The organism is Brumimicrobium aurantiacum (assembly GCF_003402975.1).
Taxonomy (GTDB): Bacteria; Bacteroidota; Bacteroidia; order Flavobacteriales_D; family Crocinitomicaceae; genus Brumimicrobium; species Brumimicrobium aurantiacum.
Genome location: NZ_QURB01000004.1, coordinates 100,219 through 124,677 on the forward strand (window position 1 = coordinate 100,219; position 24,459 = coordinate 124,677).

Here is a 24,459-nt window from a genome sequence, read left to right on the forward strand (position 1 = left end):
TTATCATTAAAAACCCACAAATCTGTTGTTTTAACTACTGTAATTATTTTTTTCATAATATTAATTTTATAATTCCATAACAATATAGGGGCAATAAGTGTTCAAAACTCAAATAAAATTTAAATAAACATATCTATTGAGTTAAAAGTTGAAATTTCACTTTTTTCGGGAAGACGTATTTCTAGAAATCAAAGAATATTTCAAATTTGAATTAAAGATGACATTTGATTAATATTCTGGTTTCACTCAAAAAAAATGAATAATTTAATTTTATTTTAACAGGCCAAATTTTTATTATTAATTTAGATCAAAATATATATTTATGGAACTACGCGCTATTATTGTAGATGACGAAGATTTAGCTAGAAAAAACCTAGCAATTATGCTTGACAACTATTGTCCAGAGATTGATATAGTTGGAGAAGCTGGTGATATCAATGAAGCCGAAGAGAAGATTATTGAATTGCAACCTGATGTTGTATTCTTAGATATTCGCATGCCCTCAGGTTCTGAAGGATTCGATTTACTTGAACGTTTAGAAGACAGAAATTTCCTTGTTGTTTTTGTTACTGCATTTAAAGATTATGCCATTCGCGCATTTCAAACCAATGCTGTACACTATATTTTAAAACCGATAGATGACGAGGATCTTCGTACAGCAGTTGACAAGTTAATTGCCACGAAGGAGACTTTTACCAAGCATCCAGAAAATTACGACAACTATTTTAATGCATTACAGAATCTTGCAGACCGCCTAGTTCATAACAAGGTAAATAACCGAATTGCCATTTCACATACTAAAGGTGTAAAAATTGTTGAAGATGACAATATCGCTTACCTCGAAGCAAGTGGAAACTGTTCTATGATATATTTCAAAGATGGAACACGTTATCTAGATACGCGTACTTTAAAAGTTTACGAAGAAATTTTAAACAGTAATAAGTTTTACCGTATCCATAAATCATACATCATCAATTTAGATATGATTAAAGAATATATCAGCGAAGATGGTTATATTATACAATTAAAAAATGATGTTCAACTTCCTGTTGCAAGAAATAGAGTGAGTGCATTTTTGAAAACCATCAAAGGTAAAGCATGAAGCTGCTGATTATATTTTCGCTTTTGATTTTTGGATGTTTTCAATTTTCTTTTGCGCAGAAGTTTTCCTTCATCCAATACAATACCAACAAGGGACTTCCACAGTCTCAGATTAACAGTATAACGCAAGATTACAAAGGTTATATTTGGGTTGGTACATATGGTGGATTAGCTCGTTTTGATGGAAATAATTTTACCAATTTCGGGAGAAACAGCGGACTTTTAAACAATAGAATAACTAAGTTAAAAATGATTAATGAAGAACTTTTCATTGGTCACCCTCAAGGAATTTCTATTAAATCTCCTAACAATACTTTCCAATCGATTCCACATCAACAAGATTCAGTTTTAAATGATATATCTGGTTTTTCAGTTATTGATTCAACAATTTATATCTCTACGAATGGTGGAGGATTATATGAACTTGACAGAGAAAACGAAAAAATTATATCTATTCCGAAGAGTCCATCAAGAATACGAGATATTATTGAACACAAAGGCCTAATTTATTTAGCAACACGAACGGGATTACACACTTTTGACGGTAATGAAATAAAGTCAATTGAAAACTCAGAAAATTATTCTTTTTCAGGCCTAGAGAGAAAAGGAAATGTAATTTATGCCAGCTCTTTTAATGGAATAATTTTCAAATTCAATGTCAATGATTTAATAATAGAAGAAACTTTCTCTAATGACTTTCTTATGTTTAGAAATATCCTTTCTGATCATAAAGATCATTTTTGGTTGAATTCAAGAAATGGAATACTACTAGTGAAAGAAAACGATACTATTGAAATCACTGAATCGAAAGGTTTGCCTACCAATGATATTTATGAAATATTTGAAGATGACGAAGACAATATTTGGCTAGGAACAAATGGAAAAGGACTTATTCGATTTACGGATGAAGTTTTTACCTATTACAATAAAAGCAGTGGCTTGCCTAGTGATTTAATTATTTCCTTGGAAATGGATAAATATGGAAATAAATGGATTTCAACCATCGATCAAGGGGTTTTTAGAATTGATAATAAAGGTGACATTCACAAAATCAATTTTATCCCTAGTGCTGTTTGGCAAATTGTAAATGCAGACAACATGATCATCTTCGCTTCCAATTTTGGTTTATTTGTATACGATTATAAAAAATTTAGAAGCTATTATAAAGAAGAAGACAATTTGCCTTCAAACCGAATCAAAGGAGTTTACGAACTCAACGATAGTACATACATAATAAGTACAACAGAAGGAAGTGTCTTATTTGACAAAAACAGTAAAGAAATACGTCAAGGAGATCCATTACTAAAGGTAATAAGAGGAGTTCGTGATTTTGACACAAAAAATGACAGAATTTATGCAGCAGCTCCCAACGGAATTTTTTCATTTGGAGACGATTTTGTCATCAAGAAAGACTACTTCGATTCGGGTATTAACTGTATTGAAAAAGACCAGTCTGAACAGTTATGGATTGGTACAGAAAACGGACTATACATCAAACGCAATGGCAAATACATACGCCATATTTTAGATAAAGAAAAGGATTTGGAATTTGTCAATTTCCTCCAAAAATATGATACACTCATGTTTGTAGGAACAAATAACGGACTTTATGAAATTGGTGTTTCCATGAAGCATAAATACCACTATGGAATCACTTCCGGATTGATAGATTTGGAGACCAATTTAAATTCAAATTATCTAGAAAAAAACAGGTATTTATGGTTTGGAACGGCATCAGGATTAATGAGAATGGATTTAGAGAATAGGAATTCATTAATGAAGAAAGCTCTGCCAAAAATCCAATTAACAGGAATAAGCATTAATAATGAAAAAATAAACTCCAAACAAACAGAACATTTCAACGATCGATCGAAAGATTTAGCCCTATCCATGAGCTATAAAAACAACAATATTACCTTAAATTTTGATGGCATCTACATGACCAACCCAAGTAGTTTACGATATAGTTACTTCCTTGAAGGATTCTCTTCAAAATGGTCACCACCAAGTAAAAATTCAACAGCTAGCTATACCAATTTGCCTGCAGGAGAATACCTTTTCAAAATACAAGTCAATAATGGAAGTGAAATTAAATCCGAAGAATTTCATTTACCAATCATCGTTTTTCCTCCATTCTATAATACATGGTGGTTCTATTTAATTATCACCATTATAGTTACGATCATCATTTATACGATTGATAAAATGAGAAGAAAAAAACTTGAAAATAAAAATTATCAAGTGAAGTTGGAATTTCAAAATAAGTTATCAAAATTTGAGCAGCAGTCACTAAATGCAAGTATGAATAGACACTTTATTTTTAACGCCTTAAATTCTATTCAATATTACATTAATTCTTCGGACAATAAATCTGCAAACAAATATTTATCGCGCTTTGCCAAATTGATTCGTAAAAATCTCGACAGTTCATATCACGAAGATGGAATGGTCGCCTTGTCAGAAGAAGTAGAAAGACTTAAACTTTACTTAGAATTAGAAACCATGCGTTTCAATAATCGATTTACCTATTCTATTAATGTAGAAGAGGCCGTGGAAGCAGATGTTTTAAAAGTTCCTGGAATGTTTTTGCAACCGTTCGTAGAGAACAGTATAATTCATGGTATTTTACCCGTAAAAGATAGAATTGGGGAGATTTCAATCAATATTAGCGAACATTTCGACCACATTCGAATTGAGATAAAAGACAATGGTATTGGAATAGAAAATTCACTCAAAATAAAGGATGAAGGACACGAACATCAATCTCAAGGAATGATGATTGCTAAAGGAAGAATTGAATTACTTCAAAAAATATCTGCGCGATCAATAGAAATGGTTGGCCCCCATCAAATCAAGGAAAATAACCGATTAGTCAACGGAACTGTTGTTACTTTCAAAATCATGAAACAATATTTGGAATAACAATATAAAATTTATACATTTGACTGTAGGGTTTCAAATTTAAGAACATGAAAAATTTAATTTACATATTTACTATGGGACTTTTAATCTTCGCAGTTGTTTCTTGTGACAAAGAAGATATTAAGCCTCAACAGGATGTTAATAGCGAAACTTCTGAGTTACGTAGAGTAGACAGCGAATACGTTCTTAACAATTGTAACGATGAAGAAGAAAAGAATAGAGGTAATACAGTGACCAAAAAAATCTTAGACACAAACGACATCATTACAGACCCTAATCGCGATGAAGATGAAGAAAGAAAAGTTAAGAGAAAATAACTCAAAATAAAATTATATAATTATTTAAAGAGCTGCATTTGTAGCTCTTTTTTTTACCCCAACTTTTTTCTTTATAATTCGAAATCAAAATATCAAATAGAACGAATCAATTATAATCTCTAAAATAAACAGGTCAATAAACAAAATTGACGTTTCAAAATTTATTCTAACTAACTAGAAATATAAGAAGTATATTAGTAAAGAACTAATATTAAAAGACATGTCTAAAACAGCTTCTCCTGCATTATTTGAGTTAGTAAAAAGTCTTACAAAAAGTGAAAAACGTTATTTTAAGATATACGCTTCTAGACATACTATAGGCGAAAAAAATAATGGCATTCGCATATTTGACTTTATTGATAAACAAGACAAGTTTAATGAGGAGGAGTTATTTGACTTTTTTAAAGGTGAAGCTTTCTTAAACCAATTTCCGATAACAAAGAATAGATTATACGATCAAATCATTAGTTCACTTGATGCTTTTCATTCTTCAAAAAGCCAATTGGCTCAATTGTATAAAATGCTTCACAGTATTGAAATACTTTACGAAAAGGGACTTTATGACCATGCATTAAGGGAGCTGAAAAAAGCTAAAAAATTAGCTAAGAAACATAATAAGTTAGCGATACTTCTTCAAATCACAAACGAGGAAAAGAAAATCATTGAAACACAAGGTAGTCAAAATTCAAAAACAGATGAACATAATAAACATGATCTTGAAGTAACAGAATTAGTTAAACAATATAAATTACATCATGATGTTTGGATGCTTAAAAACAAGTTGTTTATTCAACTCAATAAAAGTGGTCAAGCAAGGTCACAATCAGACATAGAAGCATTTGAAGAAATTTACAACACCTTCAAGGTATTAGATAAACCTAAGGACTTAACATTTGAAAATCAATATTTGATATACCATTTTGAAAGTGCTTATGCTTTTGCAGTGCTTAAACATGAAAAGTCACTTGAAGTTCTCAAACAAAATCTTCAACACTTTAAAGATCACAAAAACAAGATTAAAAACTATCCTAATCAATACTTTTCTATCCTAACGAATATCATTCACCTTGAATCGAAAAAAGGAAATACAAAAATCATTCATAATCATTTGAATGAATTAAAAGCATTTCCAAGTCAATTAAAATCAAACCTTACAGTAGATTTAAAAATCAAACTTTTCTCAAGTATCAATAGTATTGAACTTAAAATATTAAATCACGAAGGAAATTTTCAAAAAGCGACAGCACTTGCCCCAATAATTTCAGAAGGAATTACAAAATACAGTGAAGAACTCACCCCTTTCCGCAAGGCATATCTTGCCTTCAATATATCCATTGCATTTTTCGGAAATGAAGACTTCAGTGAAAGTTTAAAATGGATTAATTTAATTCTTAATGATAAAGAACTTGATCAAAAAGATGACATTATATCATTTTCTCATTTATTAAACTTACTTATTCATTTTGAGTTGAAGAATACCAAACTTCTTCCTTATGCGATAAAAAACACAAAAAGATTTCTTTCAAAGCGAAAGAGAACATATAAATTTGAAACCTTGTTTTTAAAGCAGCTTTCTAAAATTTCAAATGCACAAAGTCAATATGAAATCGAAGACTTATTACTTAATGTTGATGATGAAATTAGAGCGCTAAAAGAAGATCCTTTTGAATCTGTAGCGTTCGACTATTTTGATTTTCATGTTTGGCTAATATCAAAGGTTAAAAACAAACCATTTCAACTTGTCAAAAGAGAAATTTACCTTTCTAAATCAGCTTAATACACTACCAGAGAATAGGATTACTTTTTTTCTCTTCTCCTATAGTTGTTTCCGGACCATGTCCCGTATAAACGAGTGTTTGATCTGGAAGGTTAAACATCTTTTCCGTTATAGAATGTTTTAATGTATTGAAGTCTCCTCCTGGTAGATCCACTCTACCATAACTTCCTTTAAATAGCACGTCTCCATTAATTACAAGCTCATCTTTAGCACTATAAAAAACGACATGACCTGGAGCATGACCTGGACAAAATATGACCTCAAAAGAAATATCTCCAAAAGTTAAAGTTTCACCTTCCTTGATATATACATCTGGTAAAGGAGAGGCTTGAAATTGATTTAGTCCATACATTTGTGCACTTCTTTCTCCCATTTCTAGAGTGACGACATCCTTTTCGTGTAGATATAAATCAACATTATATTCACGTTTAACAAAGTCATTACCCATAATATGATCTAAATGCCCATGCGTATTTAGCAATGCTCTGACATTTAACTCATTTTTACTGATATAATCTCTAAGTAATTGCCGTTCTTCTTCGAAGTAACAACCTGGATCAATAATTACAACGTTTTTATTGTCATCTATTGCCAAGTAGGTATTTTCTTGAATCGGGTTAAAAGTGAACTTAACTATTTTCATAACGCTATTTTAATCATGACAACAAACAAAGTGTTGCGCTTTAACTTTAGTGAATTAACTCCAAAATTAGCATCTTTGTAATTGTAAAGTATAGATTTTAAGTAAAAATTAAAATTCACAACATCAAAAATATAGATTCATGGATAAAAGCATAAAAAATCAAGTCATTGCAAAGTCAGAGGAGCTTTTTGAAAAAGTAGTTGCTTACCGAAAGCATTTACACAAAAATCCCGAGTTGTCTTACCAAGAATTTGAGACCATGAAATTTATTTCGGAACAGCTTACGAAAATTGGTATTCCGCATGAAACGGGTATAGCTGATACTGGAATTATGGCAATGATTAAGGGAGATCATCATACGAAAGAGCAAAGTTGCATTGGATTACGTGCTGACATTGATGCATTGCCAATTCAAGAGCAAAACGATGTTGAGTATGCTTCACAAAACGAGGGTGTAATGCACGCATGTGGTCATGACGTACATACATCTGTACTTCTTGGTGCTGCAGAAATCCTGTTCAGCATGAGAAATGAGTTAAAAGATCCTGTAAAGTTAATTTTTCAACCAGGCGAAGAAAAAAACCCTGGAGGAGCAAGTTTAATGATTCAAGCAGGATGTCTTCAAAACCCTACTGTGAAAGAAATGTATGCTTTACATGTATTCCCGGATTTCAACGTAGGCCAAGTTGGGACAAAAGAAGGACTATACATGGCTTCATGTGATGAAGTATATATTGATATTACAGGAAAGAGTGGACATGGTGCCACTCCACACGAAACAATTGACAGTATACTGGTTGGCGCAGAAATAGTAACTTCTTTACAACAAATTGTCAGCAGAAAATGTGACCCAAAAATTCCTTGCGCTCTAAATTTTGGTCATTTTGAAGCCATTGGAACGACAAATGTAGTTCCGGAAAAGGTTCATATCAAAGGGACTTTTAGAACAATGAATGAAGAATGGCGAGCAAAAGCATTGGAGCAAATTATTCATCAGTCTGAGAGAATTGCTGAGGCACACGGTGCCAAAGCAGAGGTAAACATCAGCAAAGGATATCCTTTTTTGGAGAATGACATAGACCTAACCAGAAATTTTGTTTCAAAGGCCAATGATTGGCTTGGAGAAGAAAATGTTCATGACCTTCCTATTCGTTTAACGGCTGAAGATTTTTCGTTTTACGCTCAAGAAATTCCTACGTGTTTCTTTAGAATAGGTGTAAGAAATGAAGAAAGAGGTATTATTCACGGAGTTCATAATTCCAAATTCGACATTGATCATGAAGCATTAAAAACAGGAATGCAGATGATGGTTATGTCGTGTTTATAAGCAATATTTGATTCAAAAAAAAGCACATTCATCTATTTTGAATGTGCTTTTTTCATTTCTAACTGAAATTATTAATTGGCCATCTCTGACATAAACTTAATTCTCATTAAACGCAATTCTTCTTCAGTATAATCTCCATCAAACTCATCAAATGCTTCTTGAAGAGAATCTGTTTCTGCTTCTGAAAAATAATCGTAAATCTCTTCTTGATTATCATCATCTAAAATTTCATCGATGTAATAATTAATATTCACTCTTGTTCCAGAGTTAACTATCATTTCTATTTCATCAATAATTTCATCCATGGATTTTCCTTGTGAACTGCTAATATCCTCTAATGGAAGTTTTCGGTCAATATTTTGAATCAATTGAACTTTTAATCCTGATTTATTTACCAAAGATTTTACCACCATATCTTGTGGACGCTCTATTTCATTGCTTTCAACATATTCTTTAATTAAAGCTAAGAATGGCGCACCATAACGTCTTGCTTTACCTTGTCCAACACCTTGAATATTTGTCAATTCTTCTTTTGTAATAGGATATTGGAAAGACATATCTTTCAAACTTGCTTCTTGGAAAATCACGAAAGGAGGAATGTCTTTATCTCTTGAAATTTGTTTACGTAAATCTAATAAACTCTGGTAAAGTACTTCATCAAAAGCATCCTTCATTCCACCACCCATCGAAGCATCGGTATCATCACTAAATTTAGTATAATCATGCTCTTTCACCAAAGTAAATGAATGCGGGTTTTCTAAGAAATCTCGTCCTTTTTCGGTCATTTTAATTACACCATAAGACTCAATATCTTTAGATATTAATCCTGCAACAAGTGCTTGACGTATTACAGCATTCCAAAATACTTTATCATTTTCTTTACCTATACCAAAATGCGGAAGCGTATTGTGTTTGTATGAATTAATTTCTGTGGTGTCTTCTCCGTTTAAGAAAGAACAAATATGCGTTGCTCTTTGCATTTCCTTAAGTTCTAGAACTGCATTAAGGAGGTAAGTAACCTCTTGTTTTCCTTCTGTTTTCTCTTTAGGATTACGACAATTATCACACATTTCTGCACAATTTGAATCGTCATATTCTTCACCAAAATAATGTAAGAGGTATTTTCTTCTACAAATTGAAGTTTCAGCATAAGAAACAATTTCGAAAAGTAGTTGTCTTCCGACCTCTTGTTCTGCTACAGGCTTACCTTGTAAAAACTTCTCTAGTTTCTCAATGTCTTTATACGCATAAAAAGCAACACACTCTCCTACTCCACCATCTCGACCAGCACGACCTGTTTCTTGGTAGTAACTTTCAAGGGATTTTGGAATATCATGATGGATTACAAAACGCACATCTGGCTTATCTATTCCCATACCAAAAGCTATGGTTGCAACAATCACATCAACCTCTTCCATAAGAAAGGCATCTTGATGCTTTGCACGTGTTGCGGCATCCATTCCAGCATGGTATCCAAGTGCATTAATTCCGTTTACACGTAATACCTCGGATAATTGCTCAACCTTTTTACGAGAAAGGCAATAGATAATACCGGATTTCCCTTTCCGATTTCGGATATATTTAATGATTTCCTTTTCAACATTCTGCTTTGGACGCACTTCATAATATAGGTTATCTCGATTAAATGAAGCCTTATATAAATGCGCATCCAACATATTCAAGTTTTTCTGAATATCTTGTTGAACTTTTGGTGTTGCTGTTGCGGTTAAGGCAATAATTGGAACATTTGAAATTGCTTCAAAAATCTCACGTAATCGTCTATATTCAGGGCGAAAATCATGTCCCCACTCAGAAATACAATGGGCTTCATCTATGGCAAAAAATGAAATTTTTACGGAAGTAAAAAAATCAATATTCGCTTGCTTTGTTAATGATTCAGGTGCAACATAAAGCAATTTTGTTTTCCCTGCTTTTATATCTTCTTTCACCCTATTAGCCTCTGTTTTTGATAGAGAACTATTCAAAACGTGAGCCACAGAATCATCTTCACTTACATTCCTAATGGCGTCTACTTGATTTTTCATTAGTGCAATCAGCGGAGAAACGACAATTGCTGTTCCTTCAGACAACAATGCTGGAAGTTGATAACACATCGATTTTCCACCGCCTGTTGGCATAATTACAAAAGTGTTCTTTTTTGCCAAGATACTTTTAATAATAGATTCTTGATCACCTCTAAATTGATCATATCCAAAATACTTACGTAACGCAAGATTTAACTCAGAAACTCCTGAAACTGACATATTTAACTAATTTTCTATCCTAAATATACAAAAAATAAACAATTGCAAATTATTAAACACTTCTATTTTGCTTTTATTTAGATTCCTTATAAATAGCGTGAATTATCCTTAAAAAACGGCATCAATTATTTAAAGTCCAATCAATCATAATTTTAAGTATAACCGTGAATACGAATCAATATCCTATATTAAAGATTGTATTATTTTTGTAAAAAAATTCAACATCATGAAAACTATAGCAGACGTTAACTTTGAAAACAAACGTGCTTTAATCCGTGTAGATTTTAATGTGCCCCTAAATGAAAAAAGAGAGGTCACTGACAACACAAGAATCAAAGCTGCCATTCCATCAATTAAAAAAGTTTTAGAAGGTGGAGGTAGTGTTGTATTAATGTCACATCTTGGTAGACCTAAAGGTGGATATGAGGAAAAACTTTCTTTAAAGCACATTATTCCTGAATTAGAACAACTTGTTGGTTCAGAACTTATGTTTTTAGAAGATTGCATCGGTGAAAAATCCACTGAATACACCAAAAATATTAAAAAGGGAGAGGTCGTATTATTAGAAAATTTACGTTTTTATGATGAAGAAAAAGCAGGTGATAAAGAATTTGCTGAAAAACTAGCTCAACATGGTGACATTTATATCAATGATGCTTTTGGTACCGCACATAGAGCTCACGCAAGTACAGCTATTATTGCTGATTACTTTCCGAATGACAAATATTTCGGGGTTTTACTAGAAAAAGAAATCAAGAATATTGACATTCTATTACACGATCCAAAACCGCCAACAACAGCAATTATTGGTGGTGCTAAGGTTAGTTCCAAAATTACAATAATTGAGAAGCTAATGGATTCTGTGGATCAAATTATTATTGGAGGAGGAATGGCCTATACATTTGTTAAAGCACTTGGAGGTTCAGTAGGAAACTCTCTTGTAGAAGACGACTATATTGAAACTGCCAATAAAGTTTTAGAAATGGCTAAAAACAAAGAAGTTCAAATTCATCTACCTTCAGACACTGTTATTGCAGATAAATTTGCCAATGATGCGAATTCAAGAACTTGTAACATCAATAGTATTCCTGAAGGATGGATGGGCTTAGATATCGGAACAGATTCTATTGAATTGTTTAATAAAGTTATTCAGTCTTCTAAATCTATTTTATGGAATGGACCAATGGGTGTTTTTGAAATGGAATCATTTAATGGAGGAACAGTAGCCATTGCGAATGCTTTGGTAAATGCTACAAAAAACGGAGCCTTCACATTAATTGGTGGTGGTGATTCTGTAGCTGCAATCAATCTTCTTGGGTTAGCTGATGAAGTAAGTTATGTATCAACAGGTGGTGGTGCAATGCTAGAATACTTAGAAGGAAAAGAATTACCTGGAATTGAATCGATCACAAAAGACTAATTCAATATAATTTTTAAAAAAAATGGGTTCCCAATAAGGAACCCATTTTTTTATAATTCAATTTTATTTTATAACATTAAGTACTCCATCCCAAACATACTTATCGTCGTTGATCATATTACTTGCTTTAACTTTCCACACATAAACACCTGCTGGCACGATGATATTTCCAGAACCATAGGTTCCATCCCATCCTACGTTAAGATCGTGAGATTCCCAAACTTTTTCACCCCATCTATTATAGATTTCAATGGTTACATTCATATTATCAACACCCTGAATCATAGGTTTCCAAGTTGGGTTTAACTCATCCCCATTTGGAGTGAATGAATTTGGAGCAAAGATTGTTACATCAGGAATAACTTCCACAATATTTGTACTTGTATCTTTACATCCATGCTCTGAAGTTGTAATCAACTCCACCTCATATTCACCTGTTTTATCATTTGGGAAAGTAGACGTTGGGTTTACTGAGGTAGCAAAAATCGGATCTCCTTCTTCAAAATTCCATTCATATGAATATCCATTTACACTTTCATTTTGAAAAGTAACATTCGGATTTAATATTGTTGCTGGCATTGGGAAGAAAGTAAAATCGGCAGATGGTTTTGGATAAACTCTAAGCATTTCATTTACTGAGGCAGAATCAACACAGCCCTCTGGCGTGACTACCACCATTTGTACATCGTAGGTTCCTTGATTTTCAATATTCACCTCAATTGTGTCATTGTCCATAAATGTCATTCCATTAGAAATATTCCAATAAGTTTCATTTACTAATGAATCAGCAGTCTGGTTAAATAGCACGAACTCCGCAGGAGTACAAATTTCTCCATCAACAACATCAAAAACGATATCTGGAAGGCCTGCTACTACAACTTCAACCGTTGACGATTTAGGAGTAGATTCACATCCATCTGTTACTTCAACAGTATACGTTGTTGTAACGCTTGGAGAAACATCAATAAGATCTCCATTGCCAACAGTCACTCCATTATCATCAGTCCAGACATAATTATACGGTCCACCATCACCACCCGAGGCACTGGCCGTAATTTTTATATTTTCTCCTGGACAAATTGTTGAGGAGTCTGAAGTAACAAGTGTAATTTCAGGAAGTACATCAACCTCTATATCCAAGGTATCAGTTAAACAACCAAGAACAGATTCAGCAAATACAGAATAAGTATCTTGATTTGTTGGTGTAATCACCTGCGTTCCATTTAAATCAGAGCTATGACTCCAATTATAAACAAATGAACTACTTCCGCTTCCAGTTGCCACCATAGTTGCCGTTCCGTTTTCACAAATTGTAGTATCATTTGTCACACCTAAAGTCACCTCCTCATAATCTACAATTATTGAATCCATGACTTGTGTATTACAACTATCATTTGATTCTGTTAAATACATTATATATTGACCTGGTGTATCAAAAGCCACATCGGCATTTAAAGTCTGATCATCGGGTGTAAAAGTAACGTTACCTGGCCCACTATAGGTCCATAGAATTTCATTAGATGAAATTGTTGAAGCTCCATTAAGTGTTCCTTGTCCTCCATTACATATTACGGTATCATTTCCAGCGTTTGGTACTAAATCAACCGGACTATCCGCAATCCAAATTTCACCAGTACTAAATGTTGTGTCTCCACATGGATTCACTGAATAGGCTACTATCTCAACATTTTCTGGTCCTTCTGTTATTCCATCATCAATTGGAACGACGTTAAGACAAACCGAATTAACCCCAATACCTAGAACTACACTATCACCAGAATTTTGAGTATTGGTTAAATTATAGTCTACTCCTCTCGTGGCTGTTCCTGAAGTCTGAAAATAAACGACAGCCTGATTAGAGTTTTGAGCTGCTGTACGATCAAAACAGAAAGTCCCGGTATGACAACTTTCAACAATGACAGAATCAGAGAATGTAGAAGTTAGATTACTTGCACTTAATTGAAAAGCAGGTTCAGAAGCAAAAGATCCGGCCTTCAAGAACACACCAGAATCGAAACCTGTATCCATAACATTGGAAATTGCCAATTTAATATGATACGTTTGACCACAAATCACACTAGTATTAGCTGTTAACTCAACTGTACTCCCATTAAAAGATGAAAAACCAGGTAAAGATGAATTGCTAAAAAGGGTGTTATAAGACTGCGTAAAATAAACTGAATTTGATGTCCAATTTGGATCTACTGCGGCACAATTTGCTGCTGACCCACCAAATGAAGGACTTCCACTATTTACGGAATTAATTCCAACTGGAATATTGGTTGTACCTGGAACTACTGCAATATTCTTCGCATTATTGGTATAAGGTCCAGAAATCCCTGGTCCTGAAATAAAGAATCCAAACACATCATTATAATTAGAACATGTATAACCCTGATATTCTACAGAACTAAAAATATAATTAAAAGAAAGCGAATCTCCATCTGGAATAAAATCGAATTCGATGATTGTTCCGTTGGTCACATTATTTGTGGTAATTGCCGATAAATCGGGGTCTATAATATTTGGAGCTCCGGATGTTTGTAACAAAACTCCTGAATCTAATGGAAAAACAGGAGAAGTATTTGCAAATTCAATAACGGAGGCCTGAGGATTTTGTGCATCCAACGGACTTCCATTATAGGTTATGTTTGTTGCTGTAACTCCGGCACCAAGTAGAACATCATTCACTGCATAAGCAGGTGTAATATTGGGATTTGTTAAGGTGATTTGCCCCATCAAACTATTGGATAGTAAAAAAGCAAATAAAAAAGAGAACAGCTTTACAACTGTTGATAAGCATGTGTAATTTTTCATATTAAGTAGATTTAAACTAATAAACGATATAGTTCATTGATTAAACGAATAGAAACAAATGAACGTTGCCATTCTTTTCTTTAAATCTAAGAATAAATACAAGAAATTAAAATATCAGAATCAAAACTAATTAAATTCATCACTTTATATGAGAAAAACAAAACGTTAAAAAGTGATTTTGATATAAGAGTAGCGTTAGCAAAAAAAAAGCATAAAACAAACATAGCCACTCTATCTAGTGAAACTATGTTTGATTTATGCTAAAGTTTAAAATATATTATTTTGTGATATATTTAAAATCTAATCCAGGATAGTAAGCACTTCCTCCTAATTCCTCTTCAATACGAATTAATTGGTTATATTTTGCTGTTCTATCACTTCTAGAAGCTGAACCTGTTTTGATTTGACCACAACCTAAAGCCACTGCTAAATCAGCAATAGTTGTATCTTCAGTTTCTCCACTTCTATGACTCATTACTGAAGTCATAGAGTTTTGAGTCGCCATTTGAACTGCTTCAATTGTTTCTGTTAAAGTTCCAATTTGGTTAACTTTGATCAAAATTGAGTTAGCAGAACCTTCTTCAATACCACGTTTTAGACGTTTTGTGTTGGTCACAAATAAATCGTCACCTACCAATTGAACTTTGTCTCCAATAGCATCATTTAATAATTTCCAACCATTCCAGTCGTCCTCATCCAAACCATCTTCAATTGAAATAATTGGATATTTGCTTGTCCATTCTTTCCAATAATCAACAAATTCTTCTGAATTCATTTCTGTTCCAGTAGATTCAAAAACATATTTTTGTTTTTCTTTGTCATAGAACTCCGAACTCGCAGCATCTAAGGCAATCCAAACATTTTCTCCAGGTTTATACCCTGCTTTTTCGATTGCTTCTAAAACAAATTCGATTGCTTCTTCGTTTGAACCAAGATTTGGAGCAAAACCTCCTTCATCACCTACATTTGTAGAGTATCCTTTTTCTTGCAATACTTTTTTCAAGTGGTGGAAAATTTCAGTACCCATTCTCAATCCTTCTGAAAAAGAACTTGCACCAAAAGGCATCACCATAAATTCTTGAATGTCAATTTTATTATCAGCGTGAGAACCACCATTTAAAATGTTCATCATTGGAACAGGCATTGTGTTTGCGCCTAATCCACCAACATATTTAAAGAATGACAAACCAGCATCTGCTGCAGCAGCCTTTGCCGCAGCTAAAGAAACACCTAAAATTGCATTTGCACCAATACGACCTTTATTTTCTGTACCATCAATTTCAATCAACTTTTGATCAATTGCTTTTTGATCAAATAAATAAGTTCCCTTCAAAGCGTCGTTAATGACTGTATTCACATTAGCAACAGCATTTTGAACACCTTTCCCTAGGTAACGCTCATCGTCTCCATCTCTTAATTCAACAGCTTCGTGAACACCTGTAGATGCTCCAGAAGGAACAGCAGCTCTTCCCAATCTACCTTGATTAGAATAAACATCCACTTCAAGTGTTGGATTCCCTCGAGAATCTAGAATCTGACGTGCAAAAATTTTGGCAATATAACTCATGATATAGGTTTTATAAAAAGTAATTATTTAAGATTTCTTATTTGAATTCATGTTTGCAATGAAATCGTCAAAAAGATACCTAGAATCATGTGGTCCAGCCGATGATTCTGGGTGATATTGTACAGAGAATACAGACTTATCTTTCAAAGCAATTCCTGCTACGGTATTATCATTCAAGTGCGAATGTGTAATTTCGATATTGTCATTACCTTCTGCACTAGAACGAGACACAACGAATCCATGGTTTTGACTTGTGATTTCACCTTTTCCTGTTTTATGATTTAAAACTGGGTGATTTAAACCTCTGTGACCTTGGTGCATCTTTTCAGTAGTTAAACCTTGACTAGCAGCGATTAACTGATGCCCCATACAAATTCCGAAAACAGGAATATTTGTATCAATAATTTCTTTTACCAATTGGTGAGAAGAAGTCATTGCTGCAGGATCTCCAGGACCGTTTGACAACATAAACCCATCTGGATTATACGCCAAAAGATCTTCTAAGGCAGTATCCATTGGGAATACCTTTACCTCACATCCTCTCTCGTTCAAACACTTAGCAATAGTACTTTTTGAACCAAAGTCCATTAAAGCAACTTTTAAAGTACTTTCTTCTGAAGTTGCAGGTAAAACATAAGCTTCTTTAGTAGAAACTTTACTTGCTAATTCTAAACCTTCCATAGAAGGTACATTTTTCAATTCTTCGGATAAGCTTTCAATAGAGTCTGAATCAACAGAAGAAATAATTGCGTTCATTGCTCCTTTAGAACGAATGTGACGCACCAAAGCACGAGTATCAACATCTGAGATACCTACTTTATTGTTTTCTTCTAAAAATTCTTGAAGAGATGAATCAGAAATTTCACGTGAAGCGACTTCTGAAAACTTTTTAATGATTATACCAGCACATTGCATGGATTTTGACTCTGACTCAGGCTCTGCCGTACCGTAATTACCGATATGTGGCGATGTCATTGTTACTAACTGACCTAGGTACGAAGGATCTGTAAAAACCTCTTGATAACCTGTCATTCCAGTATTAAATGCTAGCTCTCCGGCTGCCTTACCTATTTTCCCTATTGCTTTACCGTGAAAAGTAGTTCCGTCTTCTAAAACTAAAACTGCATTTGCTCGTTCAATCATGTCTAATATAGTTTTGGCAAAAATAATATATTATAGTGATTAAACATTCAAATAAATTAAATAATGTTAGACTTTTTATTTGCTTTCACAGACAGCTAAAACAAGTTTATGTAAAGTCTAAAATATCACTTCATTATATTCATTTAAAGAAATAAAAAAAGGTGTTTTTACATAAATGTACAAACACCTTTCAGTTATGGTAGAGACTTTACCTCTTAATTATTTTATTTATAAGCTTTCAAACCTGCTTCTAACCATGCTTTAAAATCTTCAGGGTTTCTATGGTTTTCATAGTCTGCTGAACCGATATTCAAATCAACACCTTCTCCATTTTGCATAATGTAATAAGGTTGAGCCGTAACTTGGTATTCAGAAACTTGACGGTACATATTTTTATCTCCTGTAGTCTTCAAGTCTTTCTCTCTACCATTAGGAAAAGTCACTGTAACTTTTTCCTCTTCTGGCAACTCGATTCTTTCATCAACATAAAGAGAAACTATCACTACGTCATCTCTTAAGATATCGATAATTCCAGGTTCTCCCCAAACGCTTTGTTCCATCTTTCTACAATTCACACAATTGTGTCCAGTAAAATCAACAAACAAAGGCTTATCAACTTTCTTGGCATGCGCTAAAGCTTTATCATAATCATGGAAAACCATAATATTTTGAGGTCCTAAATGTGTTCCTTCAACAAAGTCTCCTTTGGCAACAGGCGCAGCACCGCCTCCTCCAAAACCAAGTGGAGATTCACTGTAACTCATTGGTGGTGGAAATGCACTAATAATCTTCAACGGCGCTCCCCACATTCCAGGAATAAGGTAAATTACAAAAATCAAAACTGTTGTTCCAAACAAAGTTCGTCCTACAGAAAGCTTTTCAATTGGACTATCGTGTGGCAATCTAATTTTACCAAATAAATATAGTGCTAGAACAATAAAGATTCCAATCCAAATCGCCAAGAATACTTCACGCTCTAACCAATGTGTTTGTAAAGCTAAATCGGCATTTGATAAAAATTTAAATGCTAAAGCTAATTCTAAGAATCCTAGAACAACTTTAACCGCATTCAACCAACCACCTGACTTAGGAAGTGTATTCATCCATCCTGGGAAGGCTGCAAACAAAGCAAAAGGCAAAGCTAAAGCGAGTGAAAATCCAAACATCCCGATAAAAGGAGCCATCCCTCCTTCAGAAGCCGCTTGAACCAACAAGATACCTACAATTGGCCCGGTACATGAAAATGAAACCAAAGCCAAAGCCAAAGCCATAAAGAATATACCGATGAAACCTCCTTTATCTGCTTTTGCGTCTGCTTTATTCGCCCAAGAACTTGGCAACCTAATTTCAAATGCTCCCATAAACGAAACAGCAAATACTACCAATAAGACAAAGAATATTATGTTAAAGGTAGGATTTGTAGACATCTCATTTAAAGCGCTCGCTCCAAAAACACCTGTCACAACAGTTCCTAAAACGATGTAAATTACAATAATTGAAACACCGTATTTAATTGCATTACTAACCCCTTGTTTCTTAGTTTTACTTTGCTTAGTAAAGAAACTTACTGTCATTGGGATCATTGGAAAAACACAAGGAGTCACTAATGCGACTAACCCACTTCCAAAAGCAACAGCAAAAATCCACCACAATGAACGGTCAGCAGGATCGCCTTTACTTTCTTTCTTTTCTCCCGATTCTGTGAAAACAGGCTCTTCTTCAGCTTTAGACTCATTGCTTTTCGCATCATCATTATTTGATACATTTTCATCCGACTCATCAATAATTAAATGCGCTTCCTCTGTTTCTTCTGGTTTCTTTTCGTCCAAATCTGAAACTTTCATCAAACCATCATCTTCTGGTTCTTCTACTTTGATTTCACATCCTTTGACTTGAACAGTAAAAACATCTTCGAAAGGGAATAAACACTTTACAGAATCACAAGGTTGAAAACCAAAGTCAAGCTTAAGTTCAAAAGCTTTATCTGTATTGATCTTTATTTTTTGTTTGATTTTAAAAGAACCTTCGTGATAACGCAGATTCTCTTCAGATTCTTCGTCATATTTTTCAATTGGAGCAGGCTCTATCACACCTCCTACTAAATCGAATTTAGAAGATTTATGGATTTTAAAAGTTGTTGGGATACCAAAGTTATCCGGTGGAAGTGTTAAAGCATTAATATGCCAATGGTCATCAACTGTGAATTCACCAATTATTTCAGCTTCACAACCTGATTGGTTTACTGTAAAATTCCAATCAACTTTATCTTCTGGATACTCAGCTTGAGAAAACCCAAAAAGACTGTAAACAATCATTATTAACAAACTTAGTGATCTAATCATCTTTTAAATATTTTATGTAGAGCATAACTCTATGGTGTTAAATAACGCTTTTAGGCTTCTAATATTTCCTTGTATTTTTACAATATCAAAGTAGTAAGCAAAAAAAAAGCACGACAAACTGTCGCGCCCCAAATTTAAACAATCTCTTTTGATTTAACTTCAGAATTAATATAATCATTCTTGTATTCCTACGGATTCAAAAATTGATCATTCGAAAGTTAGAGTGTTTCAATTTTTATAATATTTGCAATCGGAAGCCACATACCTCCTTTCAAACAAATATAATTCAATCCTGCTGCCCAAATAGTAGTTTCAACTTGTTTCACTCCTTCAGAATCCTCAAAAACTATCGCAACCTTCACATGGTCAATATTACCCAATTTGGTTGCTTCAATTAATTTTTCCATCAATCCTTCTTGTTGGACATGACTCAATTCCTTTGGAAACTTCAGTTGAGGAATAAGTTCTTTCTCTATTATTTGGGGTTTTGTCTTTACTACTTCTTGCATGGCTCATAATTTTAAAAGTGTATTAAAAATACTATAATTAATGATTTAATACAAGTTTTATCTTCAAATTATTAATCAGCTCAATTTACCCCTAAGAATGAATAAGCAATTGAGCAAAATGAAAACAAAGCAAAAAACAAAAACCTAAAACTCAATTACTCACACATTTCCTTTATCTTTGCAAAATCTTTAATCATTAATAAAAATACATAGCATGCAACTGTGGAATAAATTAAGTAAGGAAGAATTGGTAGAAAAACTAAAAGAACGCGGAACAAAATTCGTTACCGTTTCTTTTTACCAATATGCTTCAATCCCAAACACACAAGTATTTAGAGATCACCTTTTCCAAATGTGGTCGAATCTAGGAATCGTAGGTAGGACTTACGTAGCTACCGAAGGAATTAACGCCCAAATTGGTGTTCCAGCGGATAAATTTGAACAATTTAAGAAGGAACTATATGAAATTTCATTCTTGAACAACATTCGACTAAACCTAGCTGTAGACGAGTCTGAAGCAGAATTCCCATTCTTAAAGTTAAAAATTAAAGTCCGTAAAAAAATCCTAGCAGATGGGTTAAATGATGAGACTTTTGACGTAACTAACAAAGGGAAACACCTTAAAGCCGATGAGTTTAATGAATTAATCAATGATCCAGAAACGATATTGATTGACATGCGAAACCACTACGAGACGGAAGTTGGTCATTTTAAAGGTGCCATCACTCCGGACGTAGATACTTTCAGAGAATCTTTACCTATTATAGAAGAAGAAATCTTATCTGGTAACGAAGATAAGAACATTGTGATGTACTGTACTGGTGGAATCCGATGTGAAAAAGCTTCTGCATGGTATAAACACCGAGGATTTAAAAATGTACATCAATTAGAAGGTGGAATTATTAAATATGCAAATGACTGTACTGACAAAGGTTTAGAAAATAAATTTATCGGTAAGAACTTTGTATTTGATGAGCGACGAGGTGAACGTATTACCGAAGACATTATTTCTGTTTGTCACCAATGTGGAGAGCCTGCTGATACACATACCAATTGCGTGAACGATGCTTGTCACTTGTTATTTATTCAATGTGATAGTTGTAAAGAAAAAATGGAAAACTGTTGTTCAACTGAATGTCAAGAAATCCATAACCTGCCTGAGGAGGAACAACGTGCATTAAGGAAAGGAAAAGAAAATAGCAATAAAATTTTCAAGAAAGGTAGATCTGAAAAGCTAAAGTTTAAGAGCAATAATCAAAAGCCTTTTAAGGTGGCTGAAGCGGTTAAGCTAGAGAAGTAAGCGACGATATACGTAGAGATGAATCTTGAAGTATAGGATTACGCAGAGGTGCGCAATGTTTTCGCGGAGTTACGCAAAGATTTCGCAGTGGCAATTGTGTGGATTTGGTTTTCAAGGGGTTTCGTGGAAAACTGTCTTGAAGCATAGTGTTACGCAGAGTTTCGCGGGGTTTCGCAAAGTTTCGCAGAGGGGGGCCATTTGGTTTAAAGTTGTGCAAAGATATAAGAAGTGGAAGTATGGAAGTTTAGCATGGATCAATAATAGTTTTCTTTTAGACCTTGTTATTCAACAATTTTATTTATCTTAGGTAATAACTTAAAAACCTAAATCAAAATGAAAGAAAACGAAATCTCCTCGATTATAATTGGTTGTGCCATAGAAGTACACAATACATTAGGACCTGGTTTACTAGAGTCAGCTTATCAACAATGTTTGATATATGAATTAGAGAAAGTTGGACTAGGGGTTGATAAAGAGGTGAAAATGCCAATTATCTATAAAGAAATAAAAATAAACCAAGGCTACCGCATCGATCTACTCGTTGAGAAAAAAGTAGTTGTCGAATTAAAAACCGTAGAATCTTTAATTGATGTTCACGAGGCACAATTATTAACTTATTTAAAACTTGGCAAATACAAATTAGGACTTCTTTTAAATTTTAAAACAAAGCTAATGAAACATGGAATTAGAAGAATGGTCAATAATTTATAGCAAACAACCTTCTTTAACCAAAGAGAATGAAAAAGGTCCAATACGCCTACCAAAAAAACAACTCCAGCCAAACCCTAACTTAACTCTAAATACTCCAATCAAACCTCAGTTCATCTCCGCGTAACTCTGCGAAAACTTTGCGCGACTCTGCGTAATTCTTCAAAAAACTCCTCACTCTTTAATTCAAAAAAAGTATCTTTCGAGAACATTTAAAAAACGTACGTTGTGATTTTAGGAATTGATTGGAAAATGGACTCTCAACTAATTGATGGTTGGAGCACCCCGAATTTATACGGAATATTATTTGTCACCGGATTAATCATTGGATTTTATGTTATTAAACGCATGTTTAAAGCAGAAGGAATTCCTGAAGAATGGTTAGACAAATTATTGATTTATGTTGTTGTAGCTACGATAGTTGGAGCTCGACTTGGCCATGTATTCTTCTATGACTGGCATATTTATCGCGAAAATCCAATTGATATTTTCAAAGTTTGGGAAGGCGGCTTAGCAAGTCACGGGGGGGCAATCGCAATTCTAATTGCACTTATTCTTTATAGCAAACTTGTAACCAAAAAATCGGTGTGGTGGATTCTAGACAGAATAGTAGCACCAATAGCAATTGCGGCATGTTTTATTCGCTTAGGGAATCTAGTCAATCACGAAATCATTGGAAACCCGACAACAATGCCATGGGGATTCAAGTTCATGCATGAAAGTGTTAACAACCTTGTTGAAGTTGATGGACAAATGGTGCATGTTTATCGTCATCCAGCACAACTATACGAAGCATTAGCTTACATACTGAGCTTCTTTATTTTACTTAGACTCTATTGGAAAACCAATTTAAAAGAAAAGAACGGATTCCTATTTGGACTTTTCCTTGTTTTCATTTTCGGGTGGAGATTCATTATTGAATTTGTAAAAGTTGGACAAGCGGATCGCGATGCAGGTTTGATTATTAATACAGGGCAATGGTTAAGTATTCCATTCGTTTTAGCTGGAATAATTATTATGTTATTGGCTTGGGGAAAGAAACTGAACTCTAAAAATAATTGATGTATTTTTAAAGTAGGGACGGTTTGTAAATCGTCCCTACAACTCTATAACAAATCACATATGTTCTTTGGTTAAAATATCAACTTTTAAACTCCTTCATTCCATTAGAATATTTAGCAAATCTTCCTATATCTCTATCATGGACTTGCTCTTGTTTTGGCCAAGGCCATCCACCAAATTGAGTTCGCTGATATTCGGCAAAAGCTTCTTGAATTTCTTGACGTGAATTCATAACAAAAGGCCCATGCTGAACAACAGGTTCGTTAATTGGTCGTCCTTGAAGCACTAGGAATTTAATCTTGCTATTCCCTGTAGTCATTTCTAAATCAACAGAAGATTCAACATCAACAGCATGGTATTCAGGAATATTTTGACCTTCGATCTCAAGATTGGTTCCTTTATAGAAATATACGGTTCTATTAATTCCTTCTGCAGTTGCCGGAAGCTTAAATGTTGAATTTTCATCCAACTCAATGTTAAACACACCAACATAATTGTTAACATCACTTGCCCAAGAAGCCAATGGTGGAGTTGGAGATTTATGACTAAACAATTCACCTACAAGCACCTCTATCTTAGCACTTCCCTCTCTAAATTTAGGAACATCTTCATCCCAAAACATTTTATAATCAGGAGTTACCATTTTACTTTTTTTAGGAAGATTTAACCAGATTTGAAATAATTCTAGTGGATTCTCAGCCTCTTTTTTAATTAGTGGGAACATTTCCGCATGCAACAGACCACTTCCTGCTGTCATCCATTGCAAATCTCCATTTCCATATCTTCCTGCACCTCCAGCAGAATCTGAATGATCTACCATTCCTTCACGAACGACTGTAAGCGTTTCAAATCCTCGATGGGGATGCCCTGGAAAACCAGGCACTTCTTTCCCATGATACATCCTCCAGCCGTCTTTAATATTAAAATCTTGGCCTAATTGTCTACCTTTTAACTCTGAAGCATCGGGTCCCATTTTATCATTCCCCTTTGGAAATTTATCTTCGTGATGAACACAAAATAAAAATGGATCTAATGTTTCCCATTGAAATCCTAAAGCTCTTACTTTTTTGATACTCTTCATTTCTTTTTTGTTTTTTCTTTCCATATTAGACATCCCTCCAATTACTGGTGCTGAAACTAATGCTGCGGCTCCAAGGCCTAGTTTGCCAAGAAAATTTCTTCTATTGTTTTTTTTCATCTTTGTAATGAATTTTGTATTTCGAAAATACTAAAAAGCTAA

Annotated in this window: 17 protein-coding genes; 9 read left to right on the forward strand and 8 right to left on the reverse strand. The window is 33.8% G+C overall.

All coding sequences use genetic code 11. The features are described 5' to 3' along the window. Positions 1-322: 322 nt before the first annotated feature. From DXU93_RS08030 to DXU93_RS08045, 4 genes are all read left to right on the forward strand, one after another. The gene (locus DXU93_RS08030) at positions 323-1,102 is read left to right on the forward strand and encodes a LytR/AlgR family response regulator transcription factor (RefSeq protein WP_116880766.1); all 780 of its coding nucleotides are present in this window, start codon (positions 323-325) and stop codon (positions 1,100-1,102) included. After that, on the forward strand, positions 1,099-4,023 hold the full coding sequence (locus DXU93_RS08035) for a histidine kinase (protein WP_116880767.1): 2,925 nt from the start codon (positions 1,099-1,101) through the stop codon (positions 4,021-4,023). The genes DXU93_RS08030 and DXU93_RS08035 overlap by 4 nt, the downstream gene beginning before the upstream one ends. Positions 4,024-4,070: 47 nt before the next feature. Next, entirely contained in the window at positions 4,071-4,340 is a 270-nt protein-coding gene (locus DXU93_RS08040; RefSeq protein ID WP_116880768.1) for a hypothetical protein, read from the forward strand. 220 nt (positions 4,341-4,560) lie between these two features. Then, positions 4,561-6,117: a hypothetical protein gene (locus DXU93_RS08045; protein ID WP_116880769.1), complete on the forward strand. Its 1,557-nt coding sequence runs from the start codon at positions 4,561-4,563 to the stop codon at positions 6,115-6,117. A gap of 4 nt (positions 6,118-6,121) precedes the next feature. Here DXU93_RS08045 and DXU93_RS08050 read toward each other — a convergent pair whose 3' ends face one another. Next, complete coding sequence (locus DXU93_RS08050; RefSeq protein WP_116880770.1) at positions 6,122-6,760, reverse strand: MBL fold metallo-hydrolase; 639 nt, start codon at positions 6,758-6,760, stop codon at positions 6,122-6,124. Between the two features lie 139 nt (positions 6,761-6,899). Here DXU93_RS08050 and DXU93_RS08055 point away from each other — a divergent pair, with 139 nt between their 5' ends. After that, on the forward strand, positions 6,900-8,087 hold the full coding sequence (locus DXU93_RS08055) for a M20 metallopeptidase family protein (protein ID WP_116880771.1): 1,188 nt from the start codon (positions 6,900-6,902) through the stop codon (positions 8,085-8,087). 71 nt (positions 8,088-8,158) lie between these two features. On the opposite strand, the gene recQ is transcribed toward DXU93_RS08055, so the two are convergent. After that, on the reverse strand, positions 8,159-10,351 hold the full coding sequence (gene recQ / locus DXU93_RS08060; RefSeq protein ID WP_116880772.1) for a DNA helicase RecQ: 2,193 nt from the start codon (positions 10,349-10,351) through the stop codon (positions 8,159-8,161). A 226-nt stretch (positions 10,352-10,577) separates the two neighbouring features. On the opposite strand from recQ, the gene DXU93_RS08065 reads away from it, so the two are divergent. Beyond that, positions 10,578-11,771: a phosphoglycerate kinase gene (locus DXU93_RS08065; RefSeq protein ID WP_116880773.1), complete on the forward strand. Its 1,194-nt coding sequence runs from the start codon at positions 10,578-10,580 to the stop codon at positions 11,769-11,771. Between the two features lie 63 nt (positions 11,772-11,834). Here the strand turns inward: DXU93_RS08065 and DXU93_RS08070 are convergent, their stop codons facing one another. The 5 genes from DXU93_RS08070 to DXU93_RS08090 form a co-directional block, all read right to left on the reverse strand. Next, positions 11,835-14,588, reverse strand: a complete 2,754-nt coding sequence (locus tag DXU93_RS08070; protein ID WP_116880774.1) for a choice-of-anchor L domain-containing protein — start codon at positions 14,586-14,588, stop codon at positions 11,835-11,837. Between the two features lie 277 nt (positions 14,589-14,865). Then, a complete protein-coding gene (gene eno / locus DXU93_RS08075) occupies positions 14,866-16,155 on the reverse strand; it encodes a phosphopyruvate hydratase (RefSeq protein ID WP_116880775.1) in 1,290 nt (429 codons plus the stop codon). A 27-nt stretch (positions 16,156-16,182) separates the two neighbouring features. After that, entirely contained in the window at positions 16,183-17,298 is a 1,116-nt protein-coding gene (gene carA / locus DXU93_RS08080; RefSeq protein WP_116880776.1) for a glutamine-hydrolyzing carbamoyl-phosphate synthase small subunit, read from the reverse strand. Between the two features lie 224 nt (positions 17,299-17,522). Beyond that, entirely contained in the window at positions 17,523-19,640 is a 2,118-nt protein-coding gene (locus DXU93_RS08085) for a protein-disulfide reductase DsbD family protein (RefSeq protein ID WP_165851366.1), read from the reverse strand. Between the two features lie 218 nt (positions 19,641-19,858). Continuing rightward, positions 19,859-20,149 carry a hypothetical protein gene (locus DXU93_RS08090; RefSeq protein ID WP_116880777.1) on the reverse strand — a complete coding sequence of 97 codons (291 nt, stop codon included), beginning with the start codon at positions 20,147-20,149 and terminating at the stop codon, positions 19,859-19,861. Between the two features lie 214 nt (positions 20,150-20,363). Between DXU93_RS08090 and trhO the strand changes: the two genes are divergently transcribed. From trhO to lgt, 3 genes are all read left to right on the forward strand, one after another. After that, the gene (trhO, locus tag DXU93_RS08095; RefSeq protein WP_116880778.1) at positions 20,364-21,449 is read left to right on the forward strand and encodes an oxygen-dependent tRNA uridine(34) hydroxylase TrhO; all 1,086 of its coding nucleotides are present in this window, start codon (positions 20,364-20,366) and stop codon (positions 21,447-21,449) included. A 333-nt stretch (positions 21,450-21,782) separates the two neighbouring features. Then, positions 21,783-22,160, forward strand: coding sequence for a GxxExxY protein (locus tag DXU93_RS08105; RefSeq protein ID WP_116880780.1), 378 nt, complete (start codon positions 21,783-21,785; stop codon positions 22,158-22,160). A 225-nt stretch (positions 22,161-22,385) separates the two neighbouring features. Continuing rightward, entirely contained in the window at positions 22,386-23,219 is an 834-nt protein-coding gene (lgt, locus tag DXU93_RS08110; protein ID WP_240623441.1) for a prolipoprotein diacylglyceryl transferase, read from the forward strand. A gap of 79 nt (positions 23,220-23,298) precedes the next feature. On the opposite strand, the gene DXU93_RS08115 is transcribed toward lgt, so the two are convergent. Continuing rightward, on the reverse strand, positions 23,299-24,417 hold the full coding sequence (locus tag DXU93_RS08115) for a pirin family protein (RefSeq protein ID WP_116880781.1): 1,119 nt from the start codon (positions 24,415-24,417) through the stop codon (positions 23,299-23,301). Positions 24,418-24,459 lie beyond the last annotated feature (42 nt).